Below are 26565 nucleotides of genomic sequence, written 5' to 3'. Positions count from 1 at the left end.
AAACTATAATATTAGTATACCATTAAAGAAAATTATTGAAAAGTCATAGGCTGGGAACTTATATGGTAATTTTATTTAAAGGTTGTTAATGAACTTAAATTTATAACAAATAAAAAAAATGAAATTTTCTTTTCTATAGAAAGTCACATTTTAAGGTAGGATCCAGATGTAATAATGCTTGGAGAAATACGTGATGAAGAAACAGCGCAACAAGCATCTGCGACCACAGTTATAAAAGAGTTTTCTTGAGTAAAACCGTTGTTAAGAGTATAACATTTATACGCTACAGCTTGTCACTTTTGCCACTTGCCACGTGGGTGGCACTACTTAATACCTAAAAATTGAATAGAATTAAAAAAAAGGGCAATTATTAAAAAGGTATACAAAGGGAAAAGGTAAGATAATATGAAAAAAAAATTACTCCAATTATTATGTGATAAAAATTTAATTACGGAAGAACAGTGTAAAGAAGTAGTGGCGCTTTCAAGGGAAAGAAATTGTAGTGAGGAACAAATAATTTTTAGTCATGTAAATGTAGATTTAAATGGTCTTATTTCAATAATGGAGAATAATTTTAATATACCATTTATTGATTTAGACACTAAAAGTGTAAAAGATAACTCATTTAATTCCATATCCAAAGAAGTAGCTAAGCGGTATAGTTTAATGCCATTTTATGAAAATGATAATGAAGTACATGTGGCGTTTACAAATCCATTTGATATAAAGGTTGTTGATGAACTTAAATTTATAACAAACAAAAAAAATAAAATTTTCTTTTCTTTGGAAAGTCACATATCTCAGGCAATAGAAAACTGTTATGGGAAACAAATTGTGGATGTGGCAGTTGAAGAAATGAAAAGAGAATATATGCTACAAGGTAAAGAAAAAAACAAGGGAATACATTCAGAAATTTCAATTGAAAATGCGCCAGTTATAAGGATAACAAATTCATTATTAAAGCAGGCAGTTAATGCAGAAGCTAGTGACATTCATCTAGAACCTTTTAAGCATTTTGCTATACTTAGAATGAGAGTAGATGGAATCCTAAATGAAATCAATCAAATTCCAAGTAATGTATATAAATCCTTGTGTACAAGAGTTAAAATAATGGCGAATATGGATATAGCCACTAAGTTAATTCCCCAAGATGGTAAGATAACGGAGAATATAGACGGAATAGACTATGACTTTAGGGTATCTTCACTACCAACAATGTATGGTGAAAAACTAGTTATAAGAGTCTTATACAAATCAGAGAGATTCATTAAATTAGATTCATTAGGATTTAGTCCTAATGTTGTTATTATTTTAAAGGATATATTAAAACTTTCACATGGAATGATACTTGTGACGGGCCCCACGGGAAGTGGAAAATCTACAACATTATATGCACTACTAAATGAAATTAATAGTAAAAGTAAAAATATTATTACTATAGAGGATCCTATAGAATATAACATGCCTAGGATTAATCAGGTAAATGTAAACAATAAAGCTGGACTGACTTTTTCAACGGGTCTTAGAAGTATTTTAAGGCAGGATCCAGATGTAATAATGCTTGGAGAAATACGTGATGAAGAAACAGCGCAAATTGCTGTGAGGGCATCAATAACTGGGCATTTAGTATTATCAACGCTTCACACTAATGATTCAGTAAGTTCAATTTCAAGGTTAATAGATATGGGTATTCCATCATATTTAGTGGCAGATTCACTTGTTGTGGTATTAGCCCAGAGATTAGTAAGAAAATTATGCGATTATTGTAAAATAGAAGGTGAGACTAGTGTTGAAGATTTATATAACTTTAACCTTGAAAAGGGAGAAGTAATATATAGTGCTTTAGGATGTAATAAATGTAACGGTACTGGATACAAAGGTAGGACAGTGGTATATGAATTATTAAAATTAGATAGTAATCATAAATCTATTATAGCTAGAAGTGGTATAAGTAATGAGCTTTGGCTCTATTGCACCGAAAATAGTTCGGGTTCATGTAGGGAGAGTTGTAAGGCATTAGTACGAAGTGGTGTAACTTCAATAGAGGAATTTATTAACGCTACTTATAGCTATAACTTTAAATAAGGTATTAGGTGAAATATAACATGAGATATAAATATATGGCTAAAACCACAAATGGAAAAATAGTAAAGGGCAGGACCTATAGTGATAGTGCAGAAGAACTAGCATTACACTTACGAGAAAAAGATATATTTTTAATAAAGTGTAGAAGTATAAAAAAAGTAACTGACATTTCCACTAAACCTAATTTAAAAACTATATCTATACTTTGCAAGCAGTTCTCAATATGTATTAAATCAGGAATACCCGTATGCGATATTCTTCATTTGCTTTATTTGCAAATGGAGCATAAATCCATAAAAAATAGTCTTATTAGCATAAAAGAAAATGTACAAAAGGGTAACTCACTTTATATAAGCATGAAAAAGACTATAAATGTTTATCCAGAGTTTATGATAAATATGATTTATTTAGGTGAGGAAAGTGGAAAATTAGATATAATTCTAGATGAATTAGCACAGTATTATGAAAAAGAGTATAAACTTCTAAAAAAATTTACTAATTCCATGATTTATCCATGCACAGTATTTTTAACATTAATGGTAGTATCGCTTTTTTTATTTATAAAGGTAATCCCAGTGTTCATAACAAATCTAAATTCCCTTAATGCGGATATTCCATTAATAACAAAAATTGTTTTAGGAACTAGTAGCTTTTTAAGTAATAATTTCTTATGGATTTCAATGTTGATTTTAATTCTAGTTTTCATGCTCATGGAATATTTTAAAACTGAAAGTGGAAAAATAAACTTTGATAAATTTAAATTTATATGCCCGGCACTGGGGCCTATATATAAGCGTCTTATTTATACAAGATTCACAAGAGGACTTAATATACTATTAGGTAGCGGAGTGGGACTATTAAAATCTTTTGAAATAATTAATGATGTTATTAGTAATAGATATTTCAAGCTAAAGCTTAAAACGGTTTTTGTTGATATAAAAAAAGGAGAACAATTGTTCAGCTGTTTAAGTGGAATGAACATTTTTCCGGTCTTTTTTATTTCTATGGTAAAAATCGGTGAAGAAACTGGTAATTTAGAGGAAATGTTTTTAACTGCTGCTGATATCTTTTATGAAGATGCACAGGAGAATGTAGAGAAAGCTACCGCACTACTGGAGCCAATTATAATAATATTTTTAGGGGTTATGATTGGTACTATAATATTAGCGGTTATGTTACCTATGTTAAACGTTATGGACTCTGCAGGCAAATTTTAAAAACATAGGAAGGACGATTTATGCGTAAAGGATTTACATTAATTGAAATGATATTGGTATTAGCCATTATGAGTATAGTTTCAGGAGTATGCGTTGCATCTGTAGGGTACTATAAAAAATTGGAAAATAGTGTGGATGCAGATTATTACTGTAATGCAGTAGTAGATTTTATTAATAATTCTAAAATGTATTGTAGAGAAAATACTTGTAGTGTAATTGTAACCTTTGATAAAGTGAAAAATGAAATAAGGGTAGCAAATGGAATGAAGGTTGTAAATAAATTAACCCTTAAAAATAAGATAACCTTATATAAATTTACAGGAAGAAATAGTAATGCTCAAATTGTAATTGATAATAAGGGATATAGTAATGATGCATGCACAATAATTTTAAAGGATAATAATTCTATACAACATGAAATTACAATGAGAGTAGGTACCGCATATGTTAAAATCAAGGAATAAAAAAGGATTTACTTTAGTGGAGGTAATATGTAGCTTGTCTATATTCTCTATAATTTTCATCTCAGTTATGGCCTTTGATATAACTTCTTCTAAGATAAAAAAGACGATTAAAATTACAAATAATAATGTGTTTATAATGGAAACATTGAAAAATAATATTATATACTCTATGACATTCGAAGAATTAGAAGGGTTAAAAACAGGTAATAGAGTTTTCATAAATAATGAAAATATGATTTCGGCCAAAATCCAAAAATCATTAGTTAATGTGTTTTCAGATGAGGCGTTAAAAGAGAATATTTATATACAATTGAGCTTTTTGAAATATGAATTAAATGTATATAGTTTAAGACTGTGCTTTTATGATAATGTGCAAAATGCTACTCCAGGACTTCAGTGTGATTTTTACAAGGGCAACTATAAATGAAGAAAAGAGGGTTCACACTTATAGAAATGATAATTGCTATGGCTTTGGTGTTTCTACTGCTAGGGGTAGTAGATAGTATTATGATATCACAATTGAAAAAATATAAAAGTGATGTGTTACAAAATAGAGGGTTTAACTATTTAAATGAAGCTATAGCTATGATACAAAGAGAGGTAAATCTAGATGCCACTCAGGTTGAAACTGATGGGAATGTTATAAAAATAAAATATTCAGATGGAAGTACTATTAATCATATAAAATGCATCAATAGCTGTCTTTATATACTGTACGGTACAGTTTATATGCAGCCCAAGGATAATTCAAGTAAGAACCTAATTATAGACGATGTAAAAGATTTTGTTGCTACAAAATCCGGTAAGATTCTCTATATTAAAATGATTTGGAAGAGTGGTCAAAGTATTGAGAGAGGTTTGGTTATAGAAAATGCAAACTAAAAAGGGATTTATAATGGTTTATACGGTTCTAGTAGGACTTATTTGCATAATTATAATGATGTACATATTTGATATTCAAATGTGGGAAGGTGAGTACTCTAAGAGCAATAAAACATATATTTTAAAAGCAGATAATTATCAAAGATATAATGAATATTTAATGACCTTATTTTACACTTATATAGGTGAAAATTATGATGATATAAAAGCATCAAGAATAGAGAAGTTTTTTTATGATTCTATAGGGAGTATTGTAACTTATGAATTAGCTAAGGTGAGGTACTCTAATATAACAGAGGAATTTATTTTCACAATGCCCTACGATACTTTAACAAATAGAAATAACTATTTTAAATTAAAGGCTATGGGTGATAGGTTTCAATTAATATTTACAAAAACTGATTACACTGCTAAATAAGGGAGTTTAATAATGAAATTTAGAAAAAATATGTTTCTTGAAGTATCCAACGAAAAAATTTTAGGTATAGAATTTTCTAAGAGCATTATATTAAATAGGGTTAAAAGTATTGTTACCACAAATACTTATTATAGTGATTTTCAGAGTATAAAAGATTTTGAAGCACGTATAAAAAATAAAAACTTGTATATCCTTGTAGAAGGTGAAACGGTATATATTAAGATGGTAACTCTGCCACTAGTTAGAAAGCATTTGATATCTGATATGATTAAAAATGAATTAAGGTATTATTATAAGGATATAGATCATATTGCATTTACTTATAAACTAGTTAAACAAGATAAGTCTAATATGGACATATTAGTTTTTTGTTTAAAGGGAAATAATTTAGATGTTTTAAAAAATAGCATAAACAATAATATTACTTTAAAAAAAGTAAACTTAATTCAAATTTGTTTTAGAAATTATTATAGTAGCAAGATAAGTGATAAAAACTATATACTGGTTTTTTACTACAATTGCAATTTGTATTTTCTAATATGCGTAAGTGGTGAGATTGTTGCTAATAATAGCATATTTATAAAGGAACTATCACTGTTTGATTATTCAGATGCAATAAATGAATTTTTAGAAAAGTATAGTGGTTATGCGAAGTTATGTAAAACAGTGTATTATGCAAATGTTAAAGGCTTAAATATTGATGAATTTAAAAATATTTCTCTATCTAATCAAATATTAGATGATTTAAAGCGTGAACAATTGCTACAATATATATTAGTAAAAGGGTAGGTAAATATGGAAAAGAAAACATTCACTCCTAACTGGTATCTAGATAGACAAAATATAATAAGGGATAAAAAAATAAAAATATGTATTATAGTGGTTTTACTAGCAAATGTGTTTTTGATAGCTACTATAATAAACATTTCTAAAAAAACAAGTATTTTAGATCAGTCTACTTCTGTAGAAAATAATATTAACATTTTGGAATCTTTTAAACCGGATACATTTATTATTGAAAAATATAAGCAAATAAGTGATTTTTTAACTAAAAGTAATTTAACTTACAAAAATATTATTATTACGGGTAGTAGCTTAGAAATAGACATTGAAGCTAGAAGTTATGAGGAGTATATATATGTAATAAGATGTATTGAAAATGAATATTCAATAAAAAAATTAATTCCAGGTATTAAAAATAAAGAAAATGAAGATAATTTTAATTTTAAAGTTATATTAGGAGTTTAAAATGTTTAAAAGTATAAAAAATATAAGAATATTAGTAATACTGGTCATGTTAATGGGGATTTTATCTTTTAAAATTCTTGTTATGAAGAATAAGGATATCCAAATTAAAGATCAAACCGTAATACATAGCACAGCAAAAAAGAACATAAATGAAGTCGAAAAATTTGGATATAGTGATATTTTGGAATGCATAAGTAAAAATAGTGATTTTAAAGTGGAATCTATTAATATGAAAGAGAAAGAGAAATGTAGTGTTGAAGTTATTTATAATGGAGATATAAAATTATTGTATATTTCCTTATACAATTTAATTCAAAGTAAAAATTTTTTAGGAGTAAATACAATTAATATTAATAAAGAAGCCAAAATTACAAATATCAGCATGAATTTTATAAAGAATAAGTAGTATGTACTGATTCTAGTGGTATAATCATAGTGAAATATAAAAATATTTAAATAATATATAATTATATTTGCAAATGTTACTAAGTTTTGATAAAATAACATTGTTCCATTGTGATATTTACAGTTAATATGGTTATAAAATATTTTTTAAGGTTATAATATAAATGGATTAATTGAATTAACAACGAATTTTGGAGGGATACTTAATGATATCAGCAGGTGATATACGAAAAGGAACTACATTTGATGAGGGTGGACAAGTATATACGGTTATTGAATTTTTACATGTTAAACCTGGTAAGGGAGCAGCATTTGTAAGAACTAAATTAAGAAACGTAATTAATCAAGGGGTTACAGAAAAGACATTTAGCCCAACTACAAAATTACAAGAAGCTGTTATAGAAAGAAAAGAAATGCAGTATTTATATTCAGCGGAAGGATTATACTACTTCATGGATCAAGAAACATATGAACAAATACCTCTTAACTATGATAGAGTTGAAGGGGCTATAAAATACTTAAAAGAGAATATGTTTGCTGTTATAAAATTTTATAAGAATGAGGCTTTTTCAGTAGAAGCACCAAACTTTGTAGAACTTATTATAACTGCAACAGAGCCAGGGGTTAAAGGTAATACATCTTCAAGTGCAACAAAACCAGCTACTGTGGAAACAGGAGCAATAGTTCAAGTTCCAATGTTCGTTAATGAAGGTGAAACAATAAGAATTGATACCAGAAATGGCGATTATATGTTAAGAGTTTAAATTTCTTTAAAAGAACCGTTATGGTTCTTTTTTTTTATTCTTTTTTTGAAAGTTAATACATATATTATGTAAAATGAATGTAACTTTGATAAAAAGTTTTCGATTTATGTGGCATATTTTACAGGTTACTAAAATAGAAATTATATATGAGAGGGTGATAAAAATGTTAGACACAAAAGAGTTATTTGAAATACTACCCAAAACCATTAGAAGCAAATTGGAACAGACCCCTAATTTGCAAAAGCTTCAAGAACTTAGAATAAAAGTAAACAAGCCTTTATTTATTCATATTGGCAGCAAAGAAGAAATTTGGGAATATATTGCAACGACCGAAGACATAAAATATATTATGCAGAGAATAAGCAATTATTCAATATATGCTTTTGAAGACGAAATCAGACAGGGATATATAACTATAAAAGGTGGACATAGAGTTGGATTATGTGGGATTTGTGTTATTGAAAACAATAGCATAAAAACTATTAAAGATATTTCTTCTATTAACATAAGAGTATGCAAAGAAGTTATTGGTTGTGCTGATAGAGTAATGCCTTATATTATCCACGATAATTTAGTTTACAATACAATAATTATATCGCCTCCTAAGTGTGGCAAAACTACGCTACTTAGAGATGTTTCAAGGGTTATTTCAGATGGGAATAAAGATAAAAACTTTAACGGTAAAAATGTTTCTATAATTGATGAAAGATCGGAAATAGCGGGTTCGTTTAAAGGAATACCGCAGATGGATGTGGGTGTACGATCAGATATACTGGATAATTGCCCTAAGAGCGAAGGAATTATGATGGCAATTAGAAGTATGTCTCCTGATGTTATAGTTTGTGATGAAATTGGTACCCAAAAGGATATAGAAAGTATTTTAATGGCATTAAATTCTGGTATTAGTTTAGTAACAACTATTCATGGATTTGGAATTGATGATCTGTATAAGCGGCTAGTTTTTAAGGATATCGTGGAAAACTTTGTCTTCGCGCGGGGCATAGTACTTAGTAATAAAAAAGGGATTGGAACAATTGAAAGAATTTATGATTTTACTCTTGGAAAAGATTTATGGAGGCCAAGCTATGATTAAAATAATTGGGTGTGCGGTAATTATAGGTGCTTCAAGTATGGCAGGATTTATATACAGCGAGAAGTTAAAATATAGAGTTTATCAGCTAAATGAGATGCATAGAGCAATTCATCAACTACAAAATGAAATTACTTATGTACATGCTCTTTTACCGGATGCATTTAAAAGTGTAGCACATAAAAGTAAAGAGCCAATAAAGGAACTTTTTAATAGGACTAGTGAGTTGCTCGTAAACAATGAATATGAAAATGTTTATGAGGCTATGAATAGTGCAATAAGTGGTATGAAAAGCAAATTGTATCTAAATTTTGATGATATAAATGTTATTTTAGACTTGTCTAAAACTTTAGGAGAATCTGATATTGAAGGTCAAAATAGTATATTTATACTTACTATAGCAAATTTAAAAAAACAAATTGCAATATCTGAAGAATTTATGAGCAAAAACATAAAAATGTATAGAGCTTTAGGTTTTTCTTTTGGAGCAATGCTGGTTATAGCCTTAATATAGAGGAGGTTTTTAAATGTTAGATGTTAGCTTGCTATTCAAAATAGGGGCAACTGGTATTCTGATTATTATTATTGATAAGGTTTTAAAAAGTGGTGGTAAAGAAGATATTGCTGTAGTTGCAAATTTAGCTGGAGTGATAATAATTCTTATGATGGTGATAAGTCTAGTAAATAAATTATTTGCTTCAGTAAAAACACTGTTCCAGTTTTAGGACATGAGGTTGTAATGATACATTTAAGGAGGTCATTATGGACATGATTAAAATTGTTGCCTTTGCTTTCACGGCACTCTTTATTGTTCTTATATTTAAGGGCAGAAGAGATGATCTAGCAATTCAGGTTAGCATTGCAGCAGGAATATTAATTTTTTTGTTTATGGTAAATAAACTTACAATAATAATGAGCTTTTTACAAACCTTAGCAAATAAAGCAAATATAGATGTTGTGTATTTAAACACAGTTTTTAAAATACTAGGTATTGCCTATTTAGCTTCTTTTTGCAGCGAAATTTGCAGGGATGCTGGAGAGAATAGCCTTGCGGGGAAAGTGGAATTTGCTGGCAAAATATTTATATTGGTTCTTGCAATACCTATTTTAATGGCAGTAATGCAATCTATTCTAAAAATAATGTAGAGGTATAATATGAAAAAAATATTAGTGATTATATTATTATTATTATTATGTATGCCTATTACTGTACAAGCTACTGAAATAGGTGATATGGGTGAAAAAAGTAAGTTAGGTGAAATTGGAGAAATAGGACAGGTAGAACAGAATGAAATAAATAATTTATATGATTATATTACTAAGATAAAAACGGAAAATGAAATACTAAATGATATGGATCCTGGAACTTTTGTAAAAGGATTTTTGAGAACAGGCGAAAATGGTCTTAGTTTTAAAAATATAGCTAATTATGTTATAAAATTTTCATTTAAAGAAGTAATTGCATCAATGCAATTAATTGGAAGCCTTATAATTATTGCTATTGTATGCTCACTTCTTCATAATCTACAAAGTGCCTTCGATAATGAAAGTTTATCGAATATTGCTTATTTTGCATGTTACGGTGTAATGATAGTGCTGATAACTAAAAGCTTTTATGTAGTAGTAGAGCTAGCTAGAGTTACAATTTTTAATATGACAGATTTTATGGCAGCTCTTATGCCAGTACTCATGATGCTGCTTGCTAGTGTGGGCGGATTTGCAGAGGCAACTTTACTTGATCCAGTAATAATTGGATTTACAACTATAAGTTCTAGAATTTATGTGGATGTTATTATTCCTATAATATTTATGAGCTTTGTACTACAATTTGTAAACAATATATCTGGTGACTATAAAATAAATAATTTGACAAAACTTTTAAAACAAGCGGCTATTTGGATACAGTTAATGGTGCTTACACTTTTTATCGGAATAATTACTTTAAGAAGTATAGCAGCCTCAACCATAGATCAGGTTACTATAAAAACAGCGAAATTCGCAGTAGATAATTTTATACCTGTGGTTGGAAAAGCTCTGTCTGATGCAATTTCTACAGTAGCTGGATACTCACTTCTTCTAAAGAACGCCATAAGTGGAATGGGACTAGTTATTATTATTATTATAGTTTTATTCCCTATTATTAAATTATTAATTATGGCTTTTTTATATAAAATTGCAGCTGCTCTAATCGAACCAATAAGTGACAAACGCACAGTAGAATGTATAAATTCAGTAGGAGATTCTATTCTGCTATTAATGTCTTGTGTTATTTCAGTAAGTATAATGTTTTTTATAATGATTGCTATAGTAGCCTCAACAGGAAAAAGTATAATGGGTTAAAATTTAACGAGACTTATTTATAAAGGAGGTGGTGATAATTTGATAGAGTTATTAAAAATATGGGTAACAAATATAACTATTGCTGTATTTTTTATTACTGCAGTGGAGATGATCTTGCCAGACAATAATATGAAAAAGTATGCTAAATTTGTATTAGGACTCATATTAATTGTGGTAATAATAAATCCACTAATGAAAATTCTTGATAAAAACTTTGATTTATACTCATATTCTAATAAAGCTATAAGTTACATGGAGAGTAGTACTCCTGCTATAGATATTAAAAAATACAGTGATATTAACATAATAAAGACATCCGATAATTTTAAAAATAATTTGGAAAGGCAATGTATTATAGATTTGGAAGAGGCTTTTCCAGAAAACAAGTATAATGCTGATATAGAAATTGTCTATGATGATACTACTTCACAATTCAATATTAAGAAGATGGAAATTGGGATTGTAGAAGGCGGTGTCAAAAATATTAGTGAAATAAAAATAGATACAACAAGTGTTAATGCATCTAAGAAAAGTATTTTGGAAAGAAAGGAAGGTGACAAAATAAAGAGTCGATTGAGTAGCAAATTTCAAATATCAAAAGATGTTATTACTGTTTATAAATTAGATTCATAAAACCTATGCTTAGAAATTTATATATACCAAAAATGATGAAAGAGGGGGATTTCTATGAATAATGATAATTTGCTTAGTAAATTTACTGAGTTTATTAAAACAAAATTGAATAGTGGAAATTACAACAACAAAAATAGTAGTAGCAAAAAATCAGATAAGATGTTAGCAAACCTAGTTCTATTAATTTTAGTGGCAGTTGTAATAGTTTTAGCCAGTAGCTTTTTTAAATCGGAAAGTTCAACTACAACAGCAATTGATGAAACACAAGTGGATAAAATTTCTAGTGAAAATAACCCGATTAAGTTAACAGATTATGAAACACAATTAGAAATGAAGCTTAAATCAACACTTGAAGGTATTCAGGGGGTTGGAAAGGTACAACTGATGATCTATTTTGAGAGTGGAGAAGAAAGTGTTCCTGCCATAAATATCAATGATTCTAAAAGTGACACAGTTGAAAATGATACTGGAGGAGGAAAACGAAACATTACTCAAGAAAATAGTGGAAGAACAGTAGTTATGTCTAATAATGGCAACGAAAACCAGCCGCTAATTGTAAAAACATTCAAGCCAACTATTACGGGTGTCTGCATCGTTGCGGAAGGTTCAAATGAAAAAGTTACGGAACTTAGGATTAGGCAGGCGGTAATTAACTTATTTAATTTGCCTGAAAGTAAAGTTAATGTATATCCTATGAATAATTAGCATATAATTTCTTAGAAAGGTAGATGGGGGGAAAAATATTATGAACAAAAAACAATCAGGTATAATCTTAACGTTGGTAGTACTTATAGTGTGTGCAGGGTATCTTGCAACAAAGGTGAATGGACCGTTATATGTAAATGATAAGGATTTTAACAATGAGAAGACCGCGATATCCTTAACAGAAACAAAAACTTCTTCAACTTTCTTTGAGGAAGCCAAATTGTTAAAGGTTGAAGTATCTAACAGAACTCTTCAAACAATTCAAGACTTAATAGATAATGCAAATACTCCAGCAGCACAAAAGAAAGAGGCATCACAACAGTATTTAAGCTTAGCCACAGCTTCACAGGATGAAGCAGACATAGAACTTGCACTTAAAGCTCAAGGGTATGAGCAATCATTGTGCAATATAAATGATGATTTAGTGGAAATACTAGTTAAAACTGACAAAAAAGAACTATCAAAAGAAGAACTTAAAAAGATTCAAGATGCTGTTATGAGCAAGGTTAAATTAGAAAAAATTGATATTAAGATTCAAGAATAGTATTTGTAAATCAAATATTTATCTGCTATAATAAAAGAAGTGTTATCATGTTTTACCTAAGCTAAATAAGGGGGTACTAATATGGAAGATAAAATAATAAATGAAACAGAGATAGGTATTGTTAAAATATCTGAGGATGTTGTTAGTGTTATTGCAGGACTCGCTGTTGCTGAAATACAGGGAATAGTTGGAATGAGTGCTAGTCTTGTTGGTGGCATAACTCAAATATTAAGTGGTAAAAAAAGTTTATCTAAAGGCGTTAAGGTAAATGTAGAAGAAAACAGTGCTGTAATTGATTTACACATTGTAGTTGAATATGGTGTTAAAATACCAGAAGTAACTGAAAAAGCACAAGTTAATGTAAAAAGATCTGTAGAGCTCATGACAGGCCTTGCAGTGTCAGCTGTAAATGTTTATGTACAAAATGTTGTATTACCTAAAACAGAAAAGCTAGAGGAAATAGAAGCATAGTTATAAACACCCTCTGTTATCAGAGGGTGTTTATACGTTAAAGTATATATTTATTCCATTATAATTGTATTTAAGATATAATAGAAGATAGAAAATTTAGGAGGAGCAAATGAATAGAAGAAAGTCAAGAGAGATAGCAATGAAATTGCTTTTTGAAATGTCAATAAACAAAGAGAAGTATGAGGATATAATTGAAAATTTTAAAGAGCACACAGATGTGGATTTAGAAGATGTTGATATGTCATACATCACTAAGGCGTTAGCAGGAGTCAATGAAAATATAACTGAGATTGATAAAAACATTGAAAAACACTTAATTAAGTGGAAACTTAATAGATTATCAAAAATGAATTTAGCTATTTTAAGAATTAGTACATATGAAATATTATTTGAGGAAGAAATACCTGGTAAGGTATCAGTTAACGAGGGTATAGAACTTGCTAAGAAATATGGTGAAGATAGTTCTCCAGCTTTTATAAATGGTATATTAGCAAAGATGATCTAAGCCACTGAATTAAGAAAAACATAATATAATTAATCAAAAAAATAACTAGTCAGCCATGACTAGCTATTTTATTTATATAAAAGAGGTATTTTAGGATTATGTTAGAATTTTTATAGTAACTAATATTTTTAAATATATAAAAGGAGCGATAATATGGGCATTAAAGTTAATGGAAAGATAATTGTTGAAAAATACAGAGATGAAATTAAGTCCATTATAAATGAGGGTACTAAAAACGGGCGCAGGGTGCCTTCAATTAAAACCATTTTAGTAGGGGACGATGGTGGGTCATTGTCATATGTAAAGAGTCAAAACAATCTCTGTGATAAACTTGGTATTTCTTATAGTTGCATTAAACTAGATGCAGATATTTCTGAAAAAAGTATTGTAGATATTATAGAAAAATTGAATACTTCTAATAGTGTGGATGGTATAATACTTCAATTGCCACTACCAAAAAAGTTTAATGAAAAAGAAATAACTTCAAAAATTTCATATAAAAAGGATATTGATGGATTAACTGATAAGAATATGGGTAGATTTTATAAAGGGGAGAATTGTTTTATTCCCTGTACTGCTTTAGGTGTGATTGAAATGATTAAAAGTACTGGGTGTATTATTAAAGGCAAACATGCTGTTGTTATAGGTAGAAGTAATATTGTAGGAAAACCAGCAGCACAACTACTTCTTAACGAAGATGCAACAGTAACTATATGCCACTCTAAAACACTAAATTTAAAGGAAACTTGTAAAAATGCAGATATTTTAGTTGCTGCAATAGGTAGACCAGGTTTTGTTACAGGTGACTTTATTAAAGAAGGAGCTGTTGTTATAGATGTTGGAACTTCCATGGTAAATGGTAAAATCACTGGAGATGTATGTTTTGATGAGGTTATAGAGCGTGCAAGTTATGTTACCCCTGTACCTGGTGGAACGGGCCTCATGACTACAACAATGCTTATTAAAAATGTGTGCGAATCATGGAGGGATAATGTTTATTAAAGTATTAACAGTAACTGCTCTTAATGGATATATTAAAAAAGTAATAGATAGCGACTTTATATTAAATAATACAAATGTTAAAGGAGAACTATCTAATGTAAAATTGCATTCTAGCGGGCATATATATTTTTCCTTAAAAGATGAATTTGGAAAAATAAATTGTGTAATGTTTAAATCTCAGGCATCTAAGCTTAAAATTACGCCAAGAGATGGTATGAATGTTATCATTAGAGGTAGAGTATCTGTTTATGAGCGTGGAGGGGCATATCAGGTTTATTGTGACTCAATGGAAGTAGATGGAGAGGGGCAGTTATATTTAGCTTTTCAAAACCTAAAGGAAAAGCTAGAAAATCAGGGGTTATTTGATAATGCACATAAAAAAAGTATACCTTCATTCCCAAAGCAAATTGGTGTAATTACATCACAAACAGGGGCTGCAGTTAAAGATATTATTAACGTGGCCACGAGGCGTAATGAAAAAATTAATATGCTTATATACCCAGCATTAGTTCAAGGAGTAAATGCTAGTGCAGATATTATAAGCGGAATAAAGTATTTTAATGAATCGAAAAATGTTGAATTAATTATTATTGCAAGAGGGGGAGGCTCCATAGAAGAATTATGGGCATTTAATGAAGAAATTTTAGCAAATGCAATCTATAATTCTAAAATACCTATAATTACTGGAGTTGGTCATGAAACGGATTTTACTATAGCAGATTTTGTAAGTGACTATAGAGCACCAACTCCGTCAGCAGCGGCAGAAATTGCTGTGAAGAATTTAAGTGAGTTAAACAATGAAATTAAAGGGTTTAGAGAACTTCTATTAAGACGTGTGGAACTTGTGGTTGCAAAAGAATATAATAAAGTTAAATTGATGGATAAAACACTAAAAATAAATAATCCACTAAATTATATAGTTAATCAATATATTCAAATAGATAATCTAAAAGAAACATTGTGTTATAAACTTAATACCAAAGTCTCAATGGAAAAGCAGAAACTTTCTAAATTTAATGCTCTTTTGAATGCACATAACCCTCTGAATATACTTAATAAGGGGTATGCAATACTTAAAAATAATGAAAATGCGGTTATCAGTGAAATAGGTGCACTTAATAATGGGAAAGAGGTAAGGATTACCTTAAAAGATGGTAGTGCTTCATTTAATATTAGTAAGTTGGAGGGGTTTTAATGGCAAAGAAAAAAGAATCTTATGAAAATATGATGGAAAGGCTTGAAGTAATCGTTAACCTTATGGAGGTAAATGAAATTACATTAGAAGAGACTATGGCAAGTTATGAAGAAGGTATAAAAATCTGCAACAGTTTATATAAAATTTTAAATGATACAGAGGGTAAGATAAAAATACTAACAGCACAAGGGGAAAGTGATTTTACGACTCCAGTGGATGTAGTTAATAAAAACATATAGTGAAAAGAAGGGATAATATGAATATGATGTCGCTTAAAAATGAAATAGAGAAATGGATAAGTGATTACTTTGAGGGTATACCAGAAACTGACAGTAGAAATTTTGAGGCAATGGCTTATAGTATAAAAGTTGGTGGAAAAAGAGTTAGACCTATTTTAATGCTTCTTACTTATGGTATGTACAAAGAGGATTATAGTGTGATTTTACCTTTTGCAGGTGCGCTTGAAATGATTCATACATACTCTCTTATTCATGATGATCTGCCTTCTATGGATAACGATGATTTGCGCCGTGGAAAACCTACAAATCACAAGATTTATGGAGAGGCAATAGCTATCCTTGCAGGAGATGGACTTTTAAACGAGGCTATGATAATAATGCTGAATCAGTGTTTAGATGGAAGTGCAAATAAAATTGTGGCCAGTAGCCTTATAGCAAAAGCTTCTGGTGCGCAGGGTATGATAGCAGGACAAATATGTGACATTTTGAGTGAAGGCATAGCAATATCAGAGGAAGAGCTCTTATACATGCATAGAAATAAAACAGGTCAATTAATTAAAGCAGGGATATTATGTGGTGCTGTTTTAGGAAATGCTAGTGAGGGTGATTTATTGCATTTAAAAGAATATGGTGACAAATTAGGTTTAGCATTTCAAATAAAGGATGACATATTAGATGTAATTGGAGATGTTAGTATTTTAGGGAAAAATGTAAAAGTCGATGAATGTAATGATAAAACAACGTTTATAACTATGTATGGTTTAGAAAAATGCAAAATAAAATGTAATGATTTAACCCAGGAATGCTTTGAAATTCTGAAAAAACTTGAAGTGAATACAGTATATTTAGAAGAGTTAACTGATTTTTTATTGAAAAGAGATTATTAGTGTTTGCAAAAAAGGTACTCTTAATATGATGTATATAAATTGCTGGTTAATAGCGAATAGATTTTGAAATAAATATTATTATATGATATAATATGTCCATAATTATGGATAATATAAAATTAATAATAAAAGAGGATAGATATACATATGAGTAAAATTATAGATGATTTTAATGATATAAATGCGGTGAAAGATATGTCCATAGAACAATTGAATATATTTGCAGGTGAGATTAGAGATTTTTTAATTGAAAAAGTATCTAAAACTGGAGGACATTTAGCTTCTAACCTAGGTGTTGTAGAGTTAACGCTAAGTTTGTACAATGTTTTTGATCTTGACAGGGACAAAATAATATGGGATGTAGGGCATCAATCCTATGTACATAAAATTCTTACAGGAAGAAAGGATAAATTTGATACACTTAAAAATTATGGTGGACTCAGCGGGTTCCCTAAAAGAGATGAAAGTAAATATGATGTATTTGGAGCAGGTCATAGTAGTACATCTATTTCAGCAGGGGTAGGTATGGCAAGAGCTAGAGACTTAAAGGGAGAAGACTATGATGTTGTTTCGGTAATAGGTGATGGCGCTCTTACTGGTGGCATGGCTTTTGAGGCGCTAAATGATATAGGATTTAAGAAAACTAAAATGATTATCGTGCTTAATGACAATCAAATGTCTATATCTAGAAATGTTGGAGGATTGTCCAAATATTTAAACTCAATACGAATTGATCCAACTTATAATAGGATAAAAAAAGAAATAAATCAAACTTTAATAAAGATTCCGTCACTTGGTAAAGGCATGGTTAATTCAATTCAAAAACTAAAAGATGGAATTAAGCAGGCACTGGTCCCAGGTATGCTCTTTGAGCATATGGGTATAAAGTATTTAGGACCTATTGACGGACACAATATTAAAGAAGTGAGTAAGGTTTTAAAGTTAGCTAGACGAACAGATGGACCGGTTATAATTCATGTTATTACTAAAAAGGGTAAAGGTTATGAGTTTGCTGAAAAAGAGCCACACAAGTTTCATGGAGTTGGCCCCTTTGATCCGTTAACTGGGGAGCTTCTAGGTAGTTCAAAGGAAAGTTACTCTAAGGCATTTGGTGAACAAATTGTAAAGCTTGCCACAGATAATAAAAATATAGTAGCAATAACGGCTGCAATGCCAGAAGGTACAGGGCTTGAGGCTTTTTCAAAGCAATTTAGTAATAGATTTTTTGATGTAGGAATTGCAGAGCAACATGGGGTTACAATGGCTGCAGGAATGGCAACGCAAGGTATAAAGCCTATTTTTGCAGTATATTCTACTTTTCTTCAGAGGGCTTATGACCAAATTGTACATGATGTTTGTCTTCAAAAATTACCTGTTATTTTTGCTATAGATAGAGCAGGAATAGTTGGCCAAGATGGAGAAACTCATCAAGGCGTATTTGATTTATCATATTTATCTCATATTCCTAATATGACAATTATGGCACCTAAATGTATAAGTGAATTAAAGTCTATGTTAACTTTTGCAGTAAGTCAAGATTATCCCATTGCTATAAGATATCCAAGGGGCGGAGATAATTCAAATGTTGCGATGTCCTCTATTGAAAACTTTGAGAGAGGAAAATGGGAGAAATTATTTGATGGCGGTAAAATAGCATTTATAGCTACAGGTAAAATGGTTCAAAATGCAATTTTAGTAAGAGAAAAATTAAATAAACTGGGAGTAGAAGCTACGGTAATTAATGCTTGTTTTATTAAGCCTATTGACAAAAAAATAATTACAGAGCTTGTGGACAAAAAATACTCCATTGTAACTATAGAAGATAATCTTATACATGGAGGCCTGGGTTCTTTAGTACTAGAATATATAAGTACATTGGAGGGGAAAACAAAAGTTATTAATTTAGGATTTCAAGATGAATTTATTACTCATGGGGCAGTAGATACACTTTATAAATTGCATAAGCTAGATGTGGATGGTATTTTTGAAAGTGTGTTAAAGTTAGTATAAAAAAGCCGCTTAGTGGGATTTTTAAGGAGTTTTTTATGTTAGAAAATAAAGAAAGATTAGATGTACTTGTAGTTAAGAAAAGAATTCTATGTTCAAGAGCAAGAGCAAAGGAAAACATAATTTCTGGAAACATATTTGTGGATGGTATTATGACTACTAAATATGGTAAAAAAGTGGACTTATTATGTGATATTCAGTTCAAAGGAGAAGATTTTCCTTATGTAAGTAGAGGCGGATTAAAGCTTGAAAAGGCTATAGAGAGCTTTCAAATAGACCTTAAAGATAAAATTTGCCTTGATATAGGTGCATCTACTGGTGGATTTACCGACTGCATGTTGTCCTATGGAGCGTGCAAGGTATATTCTATAGATGTTGGAACAAATCAGTTAGCTGGTAAACTGAGAGGGGACACGCGAGTAGTTTCACTGGAAAATACCAACATAAGATATTTAGATGTAGATGGTATAGGTGAGCTTTCTGACTTTGCCAGTATAGATGTGTCTTTTATATCCCTTGAAAAAGTGATCCCTAATTTACTAAACTTATTAAAAGTGGAGGGAAGTGTTGTAGCACTATTAAAACCTCAATTTGAAGCAGGGGTAGGGGTTGTTAATAAAAAAGGTGTGGTTAAAAAGCAAAGTGAACATGTGGAGGTAATAATTAGAGTGCTAAATTATTTGAAAACTCTTGGTGTAGGTGTTATTAATATGGATTACTCATCTGTAAAAGGACCAAATGGCAACATTGAATACTTAATTTATTTTGCAAAATTAAAACATAAAAATCATAATTATACTGAAGAAGATATAAAGTTATTAGTTAGTGAAGCTCACAGTAATTTAAATTAGGTGTAAGGAAGATACTAATTAATAGTGATATCTGACATAGAGAACGGCAAGGAGGAAATATGAAAAAAATTGGCATTAATATAAATACCACTAAAGATAAAGATGGAAAAACAATTAAATATGTAAACGACATCATACGAAAATATATTGATGAAACTAATATTTTTATATTTAAAGATTCCATTGGCTTTGAAAATATTAAATATAAAGATTTAGATATTATTATTGCTTTAGGTGGAGATGGAACTATTATAGGGACATCACGTAATCTAAATAATTTTAATATTCCGATTTTAGGAGTAAATATAGGGAATTTAGGATTTCTTTCTAGTGTGGAGTTAGTAGAATTTGAAAGTGCCATGAAAAAATATTTTGAAGATGATTATTATGTAGAAGACAGAATGATGCTTAATTGCACGTTTCCCCACAGAGGAGACCCTAAAGAATATATTGCACTAAATGATATAGTTGTATCAAAGGGAACACTAGCGAGAGTTGTTAAGTATGAAATACATATAGATAATAAATTTTATACAGATTTTACAGGAGACGGACTTATAATATCTACTCCCACGGGTTCTACAGCGTATTCCTTATCAGCAGGTGGACCTATTATTTATCCTAATCTAGATGTTATAGCGTTAACACCTATTTGTCCATTATCATTATCCATGAGGACTTTAGTACTTGATGGTAAAAGTAAAATATCTGTAAGTATAAAAAGTGAACATGAAAGCATATTTTTGACATTAGACGGACAACGTGCAATAAAATTAAATGCCTATGAGCAAATAGTAGTAAGTGTTTCAGAAAAAAAATGTAGACTAGTTAAATTTAATGATTATGATTACTATCATATATTAAGGAAAAAAATAATTTCTAGAGCCATAGATTGCGAAGGAGAATAAAATGAAAATTGCACGGCAAGCTAAAATAATTGAAATAATTCAAGCTAAAGATATTGAGACTCAAGAACAGTTAGCAGAAAATTTAAAGTCAAGTGGATTTGATATTACTCAAGCAACCGTATCTAGAGACATAAAGGAGCTTAAATTAATTAAGGTAATGAATTCACATGGAACTCATAAGTATGCGACTATTTCTCCAACTGATACTTTTCTATCAAATAAATTAGTTAATATTTTTTCTCAAACAGTTATTTGTGTTGATTACGTAGATAAATTTGTAGTTCTAAAAACTATATCAGGAGCTGCGTCAGCTGCTGCTGAAGCCTTAGATACACTAAAATTTAATGGTATTGTAGGAACTATAGCGGGTGATAACACTATTTTTATTTTAGTTAGAACAGAACAAGATAAAGATGAATTGCTTCAAAAAATCAAAAAAATGATTACTGATTAGGAGGTATAAGAATGCTCCTACAATTAAATATTATGAATTTTGCTCTGATTGAAAAGTTAAGTATTAATTTTGAACGTGGATTTAATGTGCTTTCTGGTGAAACAGGGGCTGGTAAATCAATTTTAATTGATGCTATAAATTATGTATTAGGCGGGAAATTCAACAAAAACTTAATTAGAACAGGGGAAAACAAAACTTACGTTGAGGCTATATTCTCATTGGATACTAAAAACAATCAAAATGTTTTTGATGAAATGGAAATTGATTATGAAGACACCATATTTATAAGTCGTGAAACCTTTCAATCTGGAAAAAGTATTGCTAAAATTAATGGGAAATCATTGTTACTATCAAAGGTTAAATATATTAGCAAGACTTTACTAGATATCCATGGTCAACGGGATAACTATAATTTATTAGATAAAGCTAATCATATATCTTATCTGGATTCTTTTGGTTTTGATAAAATCAATAATATTATAATATTATATAATGAAAAATACATTAGAATGACTACAATAAAGAATAAAATTAATACGCTAGAGGGAAATGAAGGAGAACGTGAAAAAAGAATTGATTTTTTGGATTATCAATTAAAAGAAATTAAAAATGCCAATCTTAAAATTGATGAAGACAAGGAACTTCTAGAAAAGTGTGCAATAATTACTAATTCAGAAAAACTGGAAAAACATTTATCAAAAAGCTATAGTGTTTTATACACTAGTGATGAAGAAAATGTTTCGGTTTTTGACAGTTTAGCTATTGCTATAAAGGAACTAAGAACTATAGAGAATCATATGGAAAAAATAAAAAAAATTACAGATTCAATAGAAGAAAGTTACTATAATATTGAGGAAAACATTACAGATCTCCGAGACTTAAAAGAAACAATTTATTATGATGAAAGTGAATTAGAATATACTAATAGTAGAATACAGCTTATTAATACTTGTAAAAAAAAGTATGGAACTACTATACAAGAAATATTTAAATATAAAGAAAAAATAGAATTAGAGTGTGAAGAGTTAATTAATAGTACTGAAATAATTCTGCGTCTTAAAAAAGAAAAAATTGAATTAGAGTGTGAAATGAAAATTATTGGTGATAAAATCCATAAGATTAGAGGTAGTATAGCAAAAGAACTTGGGGACAAAATAAAAGATGAATTAAACTATATCGGTCTTGAAAAAAGTAAATTCTATATAGAAGTAAAATTAGAAGATGAATTTTATGAGAATGGTTGTGACAAGGTTCAATTTTGTATATCAACTAATCCAGGTGAACCATTAAATCCACTAGAAGACATTGTTTCAGGAGGAGAATTATCCAGAATTATGCTTGCTTTGAAGACGGTATTCGTTGATAAGGATGAGATACCCACTGTTATATTTGATGAAATTGATACAGGTATTAGTGGTAGAATTGCACAGTGTGTGGCAGAAAAAATGTATTTAATATCATTAAATCATCAAATTTTTTGTGTTACACATTTGCCACAAATAGCTAGTATGGCAGATACAAATTATTTAATATCCAAAAATGTTATAAATGATAAAACATTTACTAATATTATAAAGATGAGTGATGGTGAAAAACAACAAGAAATAGCTAGAATGATAGGTGGAACTGAGGTTACTAAGTTAACTCTTGAAAACTCTAAAGAAATGATAAATATGGCGATGAAACAAAAGAAAAAATAGATGTTGTTATTATTTAAAATAAATAGTAATAAAAATATGTTTTATAGGTAAAAATAAAGTTGTATATATATATGGCTTTATTTTTTTTATTTAAATTTAAAATTGTTGGATTTATTTAAAAGGTGAAAATAATTCTAATAAAGAAGAATTTTTTTAATTTATCATAAATTAGTTTATAATCTATTTCTTTGACTATTATTGCATTAATAATATAGCATAATGTAGGTAGATTGAGGGTAACTTAAAAGCATAATTATACCGGGAAAGGAGCTAAAGCTTATGAAGAAAAGAATAAATAAAATATGCTGGATTATTGCACCACTACTAATTATCTCTTTTGGTACTTTATTTAAAAGTCCTAATAAAGCTTTTGCTATACATTCAAACCAAATTGTAAAAATAAAACAAGTTAATAACAATAATTGTATTAGAACAGATTTATACCAAAAAGATAGTGATGTGGAACTAAATACACAAGGATTTACAGAAGTTAATTCAATCCCTATAAAAGATAGTAAAGAAATTATGATTTATCCAGGAGGGTCACCCATAGGTGTTAAACTCAATACAAAGGGCGTTTTAGTAGTAGCACTATCTGATATTGAAGGTGTTAAAGGTAAAATACAAAGTCCTGCTGCAAGTGCAGGTATACAAATAGGAGATAGCATAATAAAAATAAATGATATTGAAATAAATAGTGCTGAAGAAGTTACTAGATTTGTAAATAAAGAAAAGAATTCAGAACTCACTCTTAAAATACAAAGAAAAAATAATAAGGATTATTTTGAAGTGAAGGTTAAACCAGTTGTAGATTCTAATGATGGAAAGCAAAAAATTGGACTTTGGGTTAGAGATTCAACTGCTGGAGTGGGAACATTAACTTTTTATTGTGATAAGAATAAAAAGTTTGCAGCTTTAGGACATCCAATAACAGATGCAGATACTGGTACTATACTTAATGTTAATAATGGTGTAATTATATCATCCAATATTGTTTCAATTAAAAAAGGAACAAAAGGGAATCCAGGAGAATTAAGAGGTCTTTTCGTAGATGAGGATAAGATTAAAGGTCAAATAATTAAAAATACAGAATGTGGTATATTCGGTATTGGAAATAAAAGTCTTATAAATGATAAATTTAATAAACCTATGAAAATAGGATTAAGAAATGAAATTAAAGAAGGAAAAGCTCAAATTATAACAACTATCAACGGAAATGGACCAGAATTATTTGATATAGAAATTCAAAAATTATTAATTCAAGATACATCTGGATCTAAAAGTATGATTATTAAAATTACAGATTCAAGACTTTTAAATAAAACAGGCGGGATAGTTCAAGGTATGAGCGGCAGTCCAATAATACAAAATAATAAAATAATTGGTGCTGTTACACATGTATTAATTAACAAACCTGATATAGGTTATGGAATATATATAGAGTGGATGTTAAAAGATGCAGATATTTTATCTAAATAACTAGCATTATTAAAAAAAAGGGGGTAAAATGGAATAAGGGTTAACAGTTAAAAGATAGCAGTTGCTATCTTTTATTTTACAATTAATACTAAATAATCACTTATTTGTAATTTTTTTTAAAAAAAGAAGGAATTGAATTTCTTTTGTCGAATTAATAATTTGTTAGTAATTGGTAATTATTTTGTAAGGGGGATTTATAATATGGAAGAATCTAGAATTAGTGTACTTATTGCAGATGATAATAAAGAATTCTGTAATATATTAAATGATTATTTGCTAAGCCAAAGGGATATTATGGTTACGGGTATCGCAAAAGATGGAATTGAAGCTCTTAAGTTAATAAAGGAGAGGAAACCTGATTTGGTAGTATTAGACATAATAATGCCACATTTAGATGGGCTTGGGGTGCTGGAAAGATTGGGTAGTATGGATCTTGACCCAATACCTAAAATAATAGTATTATCTGCTGTAGGTCAAGATAAAATAACTCAAAGAGCTATTACTTTGGGAGCAGATTATTATGTAGTTAAACCTTTTGACATGGATGTTTTCACAAAACGAATCAGACAAATGTTTAATAATACTATATCTAGTGATAATAGTAAAAAAACAATTTCTTATGAAGATGAAAATGAACCTAGAAAAAGTAATCGTAGTGGACCAATGGACTTAGAAGCTGAGATTACAAGTATTATTCATGAAATCGGTGTTCCAGCTCATATTAAGGGATATATGTATCTAAGGGAAGCAATCACTATGGTAGTAAATGATATTGAATTATTATCTGCAGTAACAAAGGAATTATATCCATCTATTGCTAAAAAATTCAATACAACTGCTAGTAGAGTAGAAAGAGCAATAAGGCATGCAATAGAAGTAGCATGGGGACGAGGTCAAGTTGAAACTATAAATAAAATATTTGGTTATACTATACACAATGCTAAAGGTAAACCAACTAATAGTGAGTTTATCGCTATGGTTGCCGATAAGTTAAGATTACAAAATAGAGTTAGTTAATCCAAATAAAATAACCTATGCGCCTATGCGTATAGGTTATTTTATTTTATAAACTAATGTTAAGATAACTATGCATATAAACTTCTTTGCTATCATAAATATGATTAAAGTTATTAATAAAAGTAACATGATTAACAAAGGGGGAAAAATTATGTCATCTAATACTTTATTTTGCAATATACATAAACATATACAACGAAATTTCTGGTTGTATATGATAAGTATTCTTTGTGTGTTTACAGGTATAATCTTAGGGATTTATAGTGTGAAATACATGGGAGATTACGAACGAAGTGATTTATTAAATTATTTGGTAAATTTTACTGATTCTTCTAATACAGGCGGGATTAGTTATAAATTAATATTTACACAATCAATTAAAAATAATCTGCCTGTGATTATTTTTCTTTGGTTTTTAGGATTAACTATTGTAGGATTACCAGTAATATTAATAATCGATGTATTGAAAGGATTTACCGTTGGATTTACATTTAGTTTTATGATTAGCGGGATTTCTAAAAATGGTATTGGGGTTGCAATTCTTGGGATATTGCCTCAAAACTTGATCTATATACCCTGTATCATTTTTGCATCTGTAGTATCAATGGAATTTTCTATAATGCTACTTAAAAATAAATTTAGTAAACAATGGACAAGTAGTATATCTAGTAAAATTATATATTATAGTGTTATATTCATTTTGATATTGATATTATTATTTATAGGTATAATTATAGAGTCCTATATTGCTCCATATTTTGTTAGAAAGCTTATTAATAGTCTAGGGAGTATAATATTATGAAATATAAAGAGTTATGGCATTTTATTATTTTAACAATAAAGTGTTTTATAATTTTACTAGTAATGGGGATTTTAATGCCTAAAGCTGTAGACTTTTTGCTTCATAATTTAATAAATAATACAGAAATTTATAAAAATAGTGTTGCCGTATATAAGTTAGTAGACTTAAATTATAAAGTATTTTATAATTATATTCTTAAATTTTATTTGTTTTTCAGAGTCTAAATAGATTTAAAATAAAACTCTGCTTTCAT

General features: G+C 29.0%; 33 protein-coding genes and 1 pseudogene. All 34 read left to right on the top strand.

What is annotated here, in order from left to right; all coding sequences use genetic code 11:
• Positions 1-162: 162 nt before the first annotated feature.
• A pseudogene (locus ACREWB_RS15245) lies at positions 163-249 on the top strand (ATPase, T2SS/T4P/T4SS family); the annotation flags it as partial.
• 156 nt (positions 250-405) lie between these two features.
• Positions 406-2085 (top strand): GspE/PulE family protein, encoded by a 1680-nt coding sequence (locus ACREWB_RS15240; RefSeq protein ID WP_431548296.1) that lies wholly within the window; start codon positions 406-408, stop codon positions 2083-2085.
• Between the two features lie 20 nt (positions 2086-2105).
• Positions 2106-3302, top strand: a complete 1197-nt coding sequence (locus ACREWB_RS15235; protein WP_431548295.1) for a type II secretion system F family protein — start codon at positions 2106-2108, stop codon at positions 3300-3302.
• A 20-nt stretch (positions 3303-3322) separates the two neighbouring features.
• Positions 3323-3766, top strand: coding sequence for a prepilin-type N-terminal cleavage/methylation domain-containing protein (locus ACREWB_RS15230; protein ID WP_431548294.1), 444 nt, complete (start codon positions 3323-3325; stop codon positions 3764-3766).
• On the top strand, positions 3747-4193 hold the full coding sequence (locus tag ACREWB_RS15225; RefSeq protein WP_431548293.1) for a type II secretion system protein: 447 nt from the start codon (positions 3747-3749) through the stop codon (positions 4191-4193). The genes ACREWB_RS15230 and ACREWB_RS15225 overlap by 20 nt, the downstream gene beginning before the upstream one ends.
• Positions 4190-4648: a prepilin-type N-terminal cleavage/methylation domain-containing protein gene (locus ACREWB_RS15220; RefSeq protein ID WP_431548292.1), complete on the top strand. Its 459-nt coding sequence runs from the start codon at positions 4190-4192 to the stop codon at positions 4646-4648. Before ACREWB_RS15225 ends, ACREWB_RS15220 begins: the two co-directional genes overlap by 4 nt.
• Positions 4638-5066 carry a hypothetical protein gene (locus ACREWB_RS15215; protein ID WP_431548291.1) on the top strand — a complete coding sequence of 143 codons (429 nt, stop codon included), beginning with the start codon at positions 4638-4640 and terminating at the stop codon, positions 5064-5066. Before ACREWB_RS15220 ends, ACREWB_RS15215 begins: the two co-directional genes overlap by 11 nt.
• 12 nt (positions 5067-5078) lie before the next feature.
• Positions 5079-5855 (top strand): type IV pilus biogenesis protein PilM, encoded by a 777-nt coding sequence (locus tag ACREWB_RS15210; RefSeq protein WP_431548290.1) that lies wholly within the window; start codon positions 5079-5081, stop codon positions 5853-5855.
• 6 nt (positions 5856-5861) lie between these two features.
• The gene (locus ACREWB_RS15205; protein ID WP_431548289.1) at positions 5862-6314 is read left to right on the top strand and encodes a hypothetical protein; all 453 of its coding nucleotides are present in this window, start codon (positions 5862-5864) and stop codon (positions 6312-6314) included.
• 1 nt (position 6315) lies between these two features.
• Entirely contained in the window at positions 6316-6720 is a 405-nt protein-coding gene (locus tag ACREWB_RS15200; RefSeq protein ID WP_431548288.1) for a hypothetical protein, read from the top strand.
• Positions 6721-6925: 205 nt separating this feature from the next.
• Positions 6926-7483 carry an elongation factor P gene (gene efp / locus ACREWB_RS15195; protein WP_431548287.1) on the top strand — a complete coding sequence of 186 codons (558 nt, stop codon included), beginning with the start codon at positions 6926-6928 and terminating at the stop codon, positions 7481-7483.
• 163 nt (positions 7484-7646) lie between these two features.
• Positions 7647-8576, top strand: a complete 930-nt coding sequence (gene spoIIIAA / locus ACREWB_RS15190) for a stage III sporulation protein AA (RefSeq protein ID WP_431548286.1) — start codon at positions 7647-7649, stop codon at positions 8574-8576.
• On the top strand, positions 8569-9087 hold the full coding sequence (spoIIIAB, locus tag ACREWB_RS15185) for a stage III sporulation protein SpoIIIAB (RefSeq protein WP_431548285.1): 519 nt from the start codon (positions 8569-8571) through the stop codon (positions 9085-9087). The genes spoIIIAA and spoIIIAB overlap by 8 nt, the downstream gene beginning before the upstream one ends.
• Before the next feature lie 13 nt (positions 9088-9100).
• Complete coding sequence (gene spoIIIAC / locus ACREWB_RS15180; RefSeq protein WP_431548284.1) at positions 9101-9298, top strand: stage III sporulation protein AC; 198 nt, start codon at positions 9101-9103, stop codon at positions 9296-9298.
• 37 nt (positions 9299-9335) lie between these two features.
• Positions 9336-9719, top strand: coding sequence for a stage III sporulation protein AD (spoIIIAD, locus tag ACREWB_RS15175; RefSeq protein WP_291642501.1), 384 nt, complete (start codon positions 9336-9338; stop codon positions 9717-9719).
• A 9-nt stretch (positions 9720-9728) separates the two neighbouring features.
• The gene (spoIIIAE, locus tag ACREWB_RS15170) at positions 9729-10913 is read left to right on the top strand and encodes a stage III sporulation protein AE (protein ID WP_431548283.1); all 1185 of its coding nucleotides are present in this window, start codon (positions 9729-9731) and stop codon (positions 10911-10913) included.
• 39 nt (positions 10914-10952) lie between these two features.
• Positions 10953-11546 (top strand): stage III sporulation protein AF, encoded by a 594-nt coding sequence (spoIIIAF, locus tag ACREWB_RS15165; RefSeq protein ID WP_431548282.1) that lies wholly within the window; start codon positions 10953-10955, stop codon positions 11544-11546.
• Between the two features lie 54 nt (positions 11547-11600).
• Entirely contained in the window at positions 11601-12251 is a 651-nt protein-coding gene (spoIIIAG, locus tag ACREWB_RS15160) for a stage III sporulation protein AG (RefSeq protein ID WP_431548281.1), read from the top strand.
• Positions 12252-12291: 40 nt separating this feature from the next.
• Entirely contained in the window at positions 12292-12795 is a 504-nt protein-coding gene (locus tag ACREWB_RS15155; RefSeq protein ID WP_431548280.1) for a SpoIIIAH-like family protein, read from the top strand.
• A gap of 81 nt (positions 12796-12876) precedes the next feature.
• The gene (locus ACREWB_RS15150; RefSeq protein ID WP_431548279.1) at positions 12877-13266 is read left to right on the top strand and encodes an Asp23/Gls24 family envelope stress response protein; all 390 of its coding nucleotides are present in this window, start codon (positions 12877-12879) and stop codon (positions 13264-13266) included.
• A gap of 109 nt (positions 13267-13375) precedes the next feature.
• Positions 13376-13771 (top strand): transcription antitermination factor NusB, encoded by a 396-nt coding sequence (gene nusB / locus ACREWB_RS15145; protein ID WP_431548278.1) that lies wholly within the window; start codon positions 13376-13378, stop codon positions 13769-13771.
• A 153-nt stretch (positions 13772-13924) separates the two neighbouring features.
• Positions 13925-14773, top strand: coding sequence for a bifunctional 5,10-methylenetetrahydrofolate dehydrogenase/5,10-methenyltetrahydrofolate cyclohydrolase (locus ACREWB_RS15140; RefSeq protein ID WP_431548277.1), 849 nt, complete (start codon positions 13925-13927; stop codon positions 14771-14773).
• Positions 14763-15968 carry an exodeoxyribonuclease VII large subunit gene (xseA, locus tag ACREWB_RS15135; RefSeq protein WP_431548276.1) on the top strand — a complete coding sequence of 402 codons (1206 nt, stop codon included), beginning with the start codon at positions 14763-14765 and terminating at the stop codon, positions 15966-15968. Before ACREWB_RS15140 ends, xseA begins: the two co-directional genes overlap by 11 nt.
• Positions 15968-16207, top strand: a complete 240-nt coding sequence (locus ACREWB_RS15130) for an exodeoxyribonuclease VII small subunit (protein WP_431548275.1) — start codon at positions 15968-15970, stop codon at positions 16205-16207. The genes xseA and ACREWB_RS15130 overlap by 1 nt, the downstream gene beginning before the upstream one ends.
• Before the next feature lie 17 nt (positions 16208-16224).
• The gene (locus tag ACREWB_RS15125; protein WP_431548274.1) at positions 16225-17094 is read left to right on the top strand and encodes a polyprenyl synthetase family protein; all 870 of its coding nucleotides are present in this window, start codon (positions 16225-16227) and stop codon (positions 17092-17094) included.
• Between the two features lie 147 nt (positions 17095-17241).
• The gene (gene dxs, locus ACREWB_RS15120; RefSeq protein WP_431548273.1) at positions 17242-19104 is read left to right on the top strand and encodes a 1-deoxy-D-xylulose-5-phosphate synthase; all 1863 of its coding nucleotides are present in this window, start codon (positions 17242-17244) and stop codon (positions 19102-19104) included.
• Positions 19105-19139: 35 nt separating this feature from the next.
• Positions 19140-19952, top strand: coding sequence for a TlyA family RNA methyltransferase (locus ACREWB_RS15115; protein ID WP_431548272.1), 813 nt, complete (start codon positions 19140-19142; stop codon positions 19950-19952).
• A gap of 59 nt (positions 19953-20011) precedes the next feature.
• Positions 20012-20860 carry an NAD(+)/NADH kinase gene (locus ACREWB_RS15110; RefSeq protein WP_431548271.1) on the top strand — a complete coding sequence of 283 codons (849 nt, stop codon included), beginning with the start codon at positions 20012-20014 and terminating at the stop codon, positions 20858-20860.
• A gap of 1 nt (position 20861) precedes the next feature.
• Positions 20862-21314, top strand: coding sequence for an arginine repressor (locus tag ACREWB_RS15105; protein ID WP_431548270.1), 453 nt, complete (start codon positions 20862-20864; stop codon positions 21312-21314).
• 11 nt (positions 21315-21325) lie between these two features.
• A complete protein-coding gene (gene recN / locus ACREWB_RS15100; RefSeq protein WP_431548269.1) occupies positions 21326-23014 on the top strand; it encodes a DNA repair protein RecN in 1689 nt (562 codons plus the stop codon).
• Between the two features lie 279 nt (positions 23015-23293).
• On the top strand, positions 23294-24493 hold the full coding sequence (gene spoIVB, locus ACREWB_RS15095; RefSeq protein ID WP_431548268.1) for a SpoIVB peptidase: 1200 nt from the start codon (positions 23294-23296) through the stop codon (positions 24491-24493).
• A gap of 201 nt (positions 24494-24694) precedes the next feature.
• The gene (gene spo0A, locus ACREWB_RS15090; protein WP_431548267.1) at positions 24695-25510 is read left to right on the top strand and encodes a sporulation transcription factor Spo0A; all 816 of its coding nucleotides are present in this window, start codon (positions 24695-24697) and stop codon (positions 25508-25510) included.
• A 151-nt stretch (positions 25511-25661) separates the two neighbouring features.
• The gene (gene spoIIM / locus ACREWB_RS15085) at positions 25662-26312 is read left to right on the top strand and encodes a stage II sporulation protein M (RefSeq protein WP_431548266.1); all 651 of its coding nucleotides are present in this window, start codon (positions 25662-25664) and stop codon (positions 26310-26312) included.
• Positions 26309-26536 carry an endonuclease III gene (locus tag ACREWB_RS15080; protein ID WP_431548265.1) on the top strand — a complete coding sequence of 76 codons (228 nt, stop codon included), beginning with the start codon at positions 26309-26311 and terminating at the stop codon, positions 26534-26536. Before spoIIM ends, ACREWB_RS15080 begins: the two co-directional genes overlap by 4 nt.
• Positions 26537-26565 lie beyond the last annotated feature (29 nt).

This window comes from Clostridium sp., assembly GCF_050717635.1.
In the GTDB taxonomy this organism is placed as follows: domain Bacteria; phylum Bacillota; class Clostridia; order Clostridiales; family Clostridiaceae; genus Clostridium_AD.
This window is presented reverse-complemented; position numbering and strand designations above follow the sequence as displayed.

Coding starts and splice junctions, on each gene's coding strand:
- ACREWB_RS15240 (WP_431548296.1), top strand. CDS start 406: ATGAAAAAAAAATTACTCCAATTATTATGTGATAAAAATTTAATTACG.
- ACREWB_RS15235 (WP_431548295.1), top strand. CDS start 2,106: ATGAGATATAAATATATGGCTAAAACCACAAATGGAAAAATAGTAAAG.
- ACREWB_RS15230 (WP_431548294.1), top strand. CDS start 3,323: ATGCGTAAAGGATTTACATTAATTGAAATGATATTGGTATTAGCCATT.
- ACREWB_RS15225 (WP_431548293.1), top strand. CDS start 3,747: ATGTTAAAATCAAGGAATAAAAAAGGATTTACTTTAGTGGAGGTAATA.
- ACREWB_RS15220 (WP_431548292.1), top strand. CDS start 4,190: ATGAAGAAAAGAGGGTTCACACTTATAGAAATGATAATTGCTATGGCT.
- ACREWB_RS15215 (WP_431548291.1), top strand. CDS start 4,638: ATGCAAACTAAAAAGGGATTTATAATGGTTTATACGGTTCTAGTAGGA.
- ACREWB_RS15210 (WP_431548290.1), top strand. CDS start 5,079: ATGAAATTTAGAAAAAATATGTTTCTTGAAGTATCCAACGAAAAAATT.
- ACREWB_RS15205 (WP_431548289.1), top strand. CDS start 5,862: ATGGAAAAGAAAACATTCACTCCTAACTGGTATCTAGATAGACAAAAT.
- ACREWB_RS15200 (WP_431548288.1), top strand. CDS start 6,316: ATGTTTAAAAGTATAAAAAATATAAGAATATTAGTAATACTGGTCATG.
- efp (WP_431548287.1), top strand. CDS start 6,926: ATGATATCAGCAGGTGATATACGAAAAGGAACTACATTTGATGAGGGT.
- spoIIIAA (WP_431548286.1), top strand. CDS start 7,647: ATGTTAGACACAAAAGAGTTATTTGAAATACTACCCAAAACCATTAGA.
- spoIIIAB (WP_431548285.1), top strand. CDS start 8,569: ATGATTAAAATAATTGGGTGTGCGGTAATTATAGGTGCTTCAAGTATG.
- spoIIIAC (WP_431548284.1), top strand. CDS start 9,101: ATGTTAGATGTTAGCTTGCTATTCAAAATAGGGGCAACTGGTATTCTG.
- spoIIIAD (WP_291642501.1), top strand. CDS start 9,336: ATGGACATGATTAAAATTGTTGCCTTTGCTTTCACGGCACTCTTTATT.
- spoIIIAE (WP_431548283.1), top strand. CDS start 9,729: ATGAAAAAAATATTAGTGATTATATTATTATTATTATTATGTATGCCT.
- spoIIIAG (WP_431548281.1), top strand. CDS start 11,601: ATGAATAATGATAATTTGCTTAGTAAATTTACTGAGTTTATTAAAACA.
- ACREWB_RS15155 (WP_431548280.1), top strand. CDS start 12,292: ATGAACAAAAAACAATCAGGTATAATCTTAACGTTGGTAGTACTTATA.
- ACREWB_RS15150 (WP_431548279.1), top strand. CDS start 12,877: ATGGAAGATAAAATAATAAATGAAACAGAGATAGGTATTGTTAAAATA.
- nusB (WP_431548278.1), top strand. CDS start 13,376: ATGAATAGAAGAAAGTCAAGAGAGATAGCAATGAAATTGCTTTTTGAA.
- ACREWB_RS15140 (WP_431548277.1), top strand. CDS start 13,925: ATGGGCATTAAAGTTAATGGAAAGATAATTGTTGAAAAATACAGAGAT.
- xseA (WP_431548276.1), top strand. CDS start 14,763: ATGTTTATTAAAGTATTAACAGTAACTGCTCTTAATGGATATATTAAA.
- ACREWB_RS15130 (WP_431548275.1), top strand. CDS start 15,968: ATGGCAAAGAAAAAAGAATCTTATGAAAATATGATGGAAAGGCTTGAA.
- ACREWB_RS15125 (WP_431548274.1), top strand. CDS start 16,225: ATGAATATGATGTCGCTTAAAAATGAAATAGAGAAATGGATAAGTGAT.
- dxs (WP_431548273.1), top strand. CDS start 17,242: ATGAGTAAAATTATAGATGATTTTAATGATATAAATGCGGTGAAAGAT.
- ACREWB_RS15115 (WP_431548272.1), top strand. CDS start 19,140: ATGTTAGAAAATAAAGAAAGATTAGATGTACTTGTAGTTAAGAAAAGA.
- ACREWB_RS15110 (WP_431548271.1), top strand. CDS start 20,012: ATGAAAAAAATTGGCATTAATATAAATACCACTAAAGATAAAGATGGA.
- ACREWB_RS15105 (WP_431548270.1), top strand. CDS start 20,862: ATGAAAATTGCACGGCAAGCTAAAATAATTGAAATAATTCAAGCTAAA.
- recN (WP_431548269.1), top strand. CDS start 21,326: ATGCTCCTACAATTAAATATTATGAATTTTGCTCTGATTGAAAAGTTA.
- spoIVB (WP_431548268.1), top strand. CDS start 23,294: ATGAAGAAAAGAATAAATAAAATATGCTGGATTATTGCACCACTACTA.
- spo0A (WP_431548267.1), top strand. CDS start 24,695: ATGGAAGAATCTAGAATTAGTGTACTTATTGCAGATGATAATAAAGAA.
- spoIIM (WP_431548266.1), top strand. CDS start 25,662: ATGTCATCTAATACTTTATTTTGCAATATACATAAACATATACAACGA.
- ACREWB_RS15080 (WP_431548265.1), top strand. CDS start 26,309: ATGAAATATAAAGAGTTATGGCATTTTATTATTTTAACAATAAAGTGT.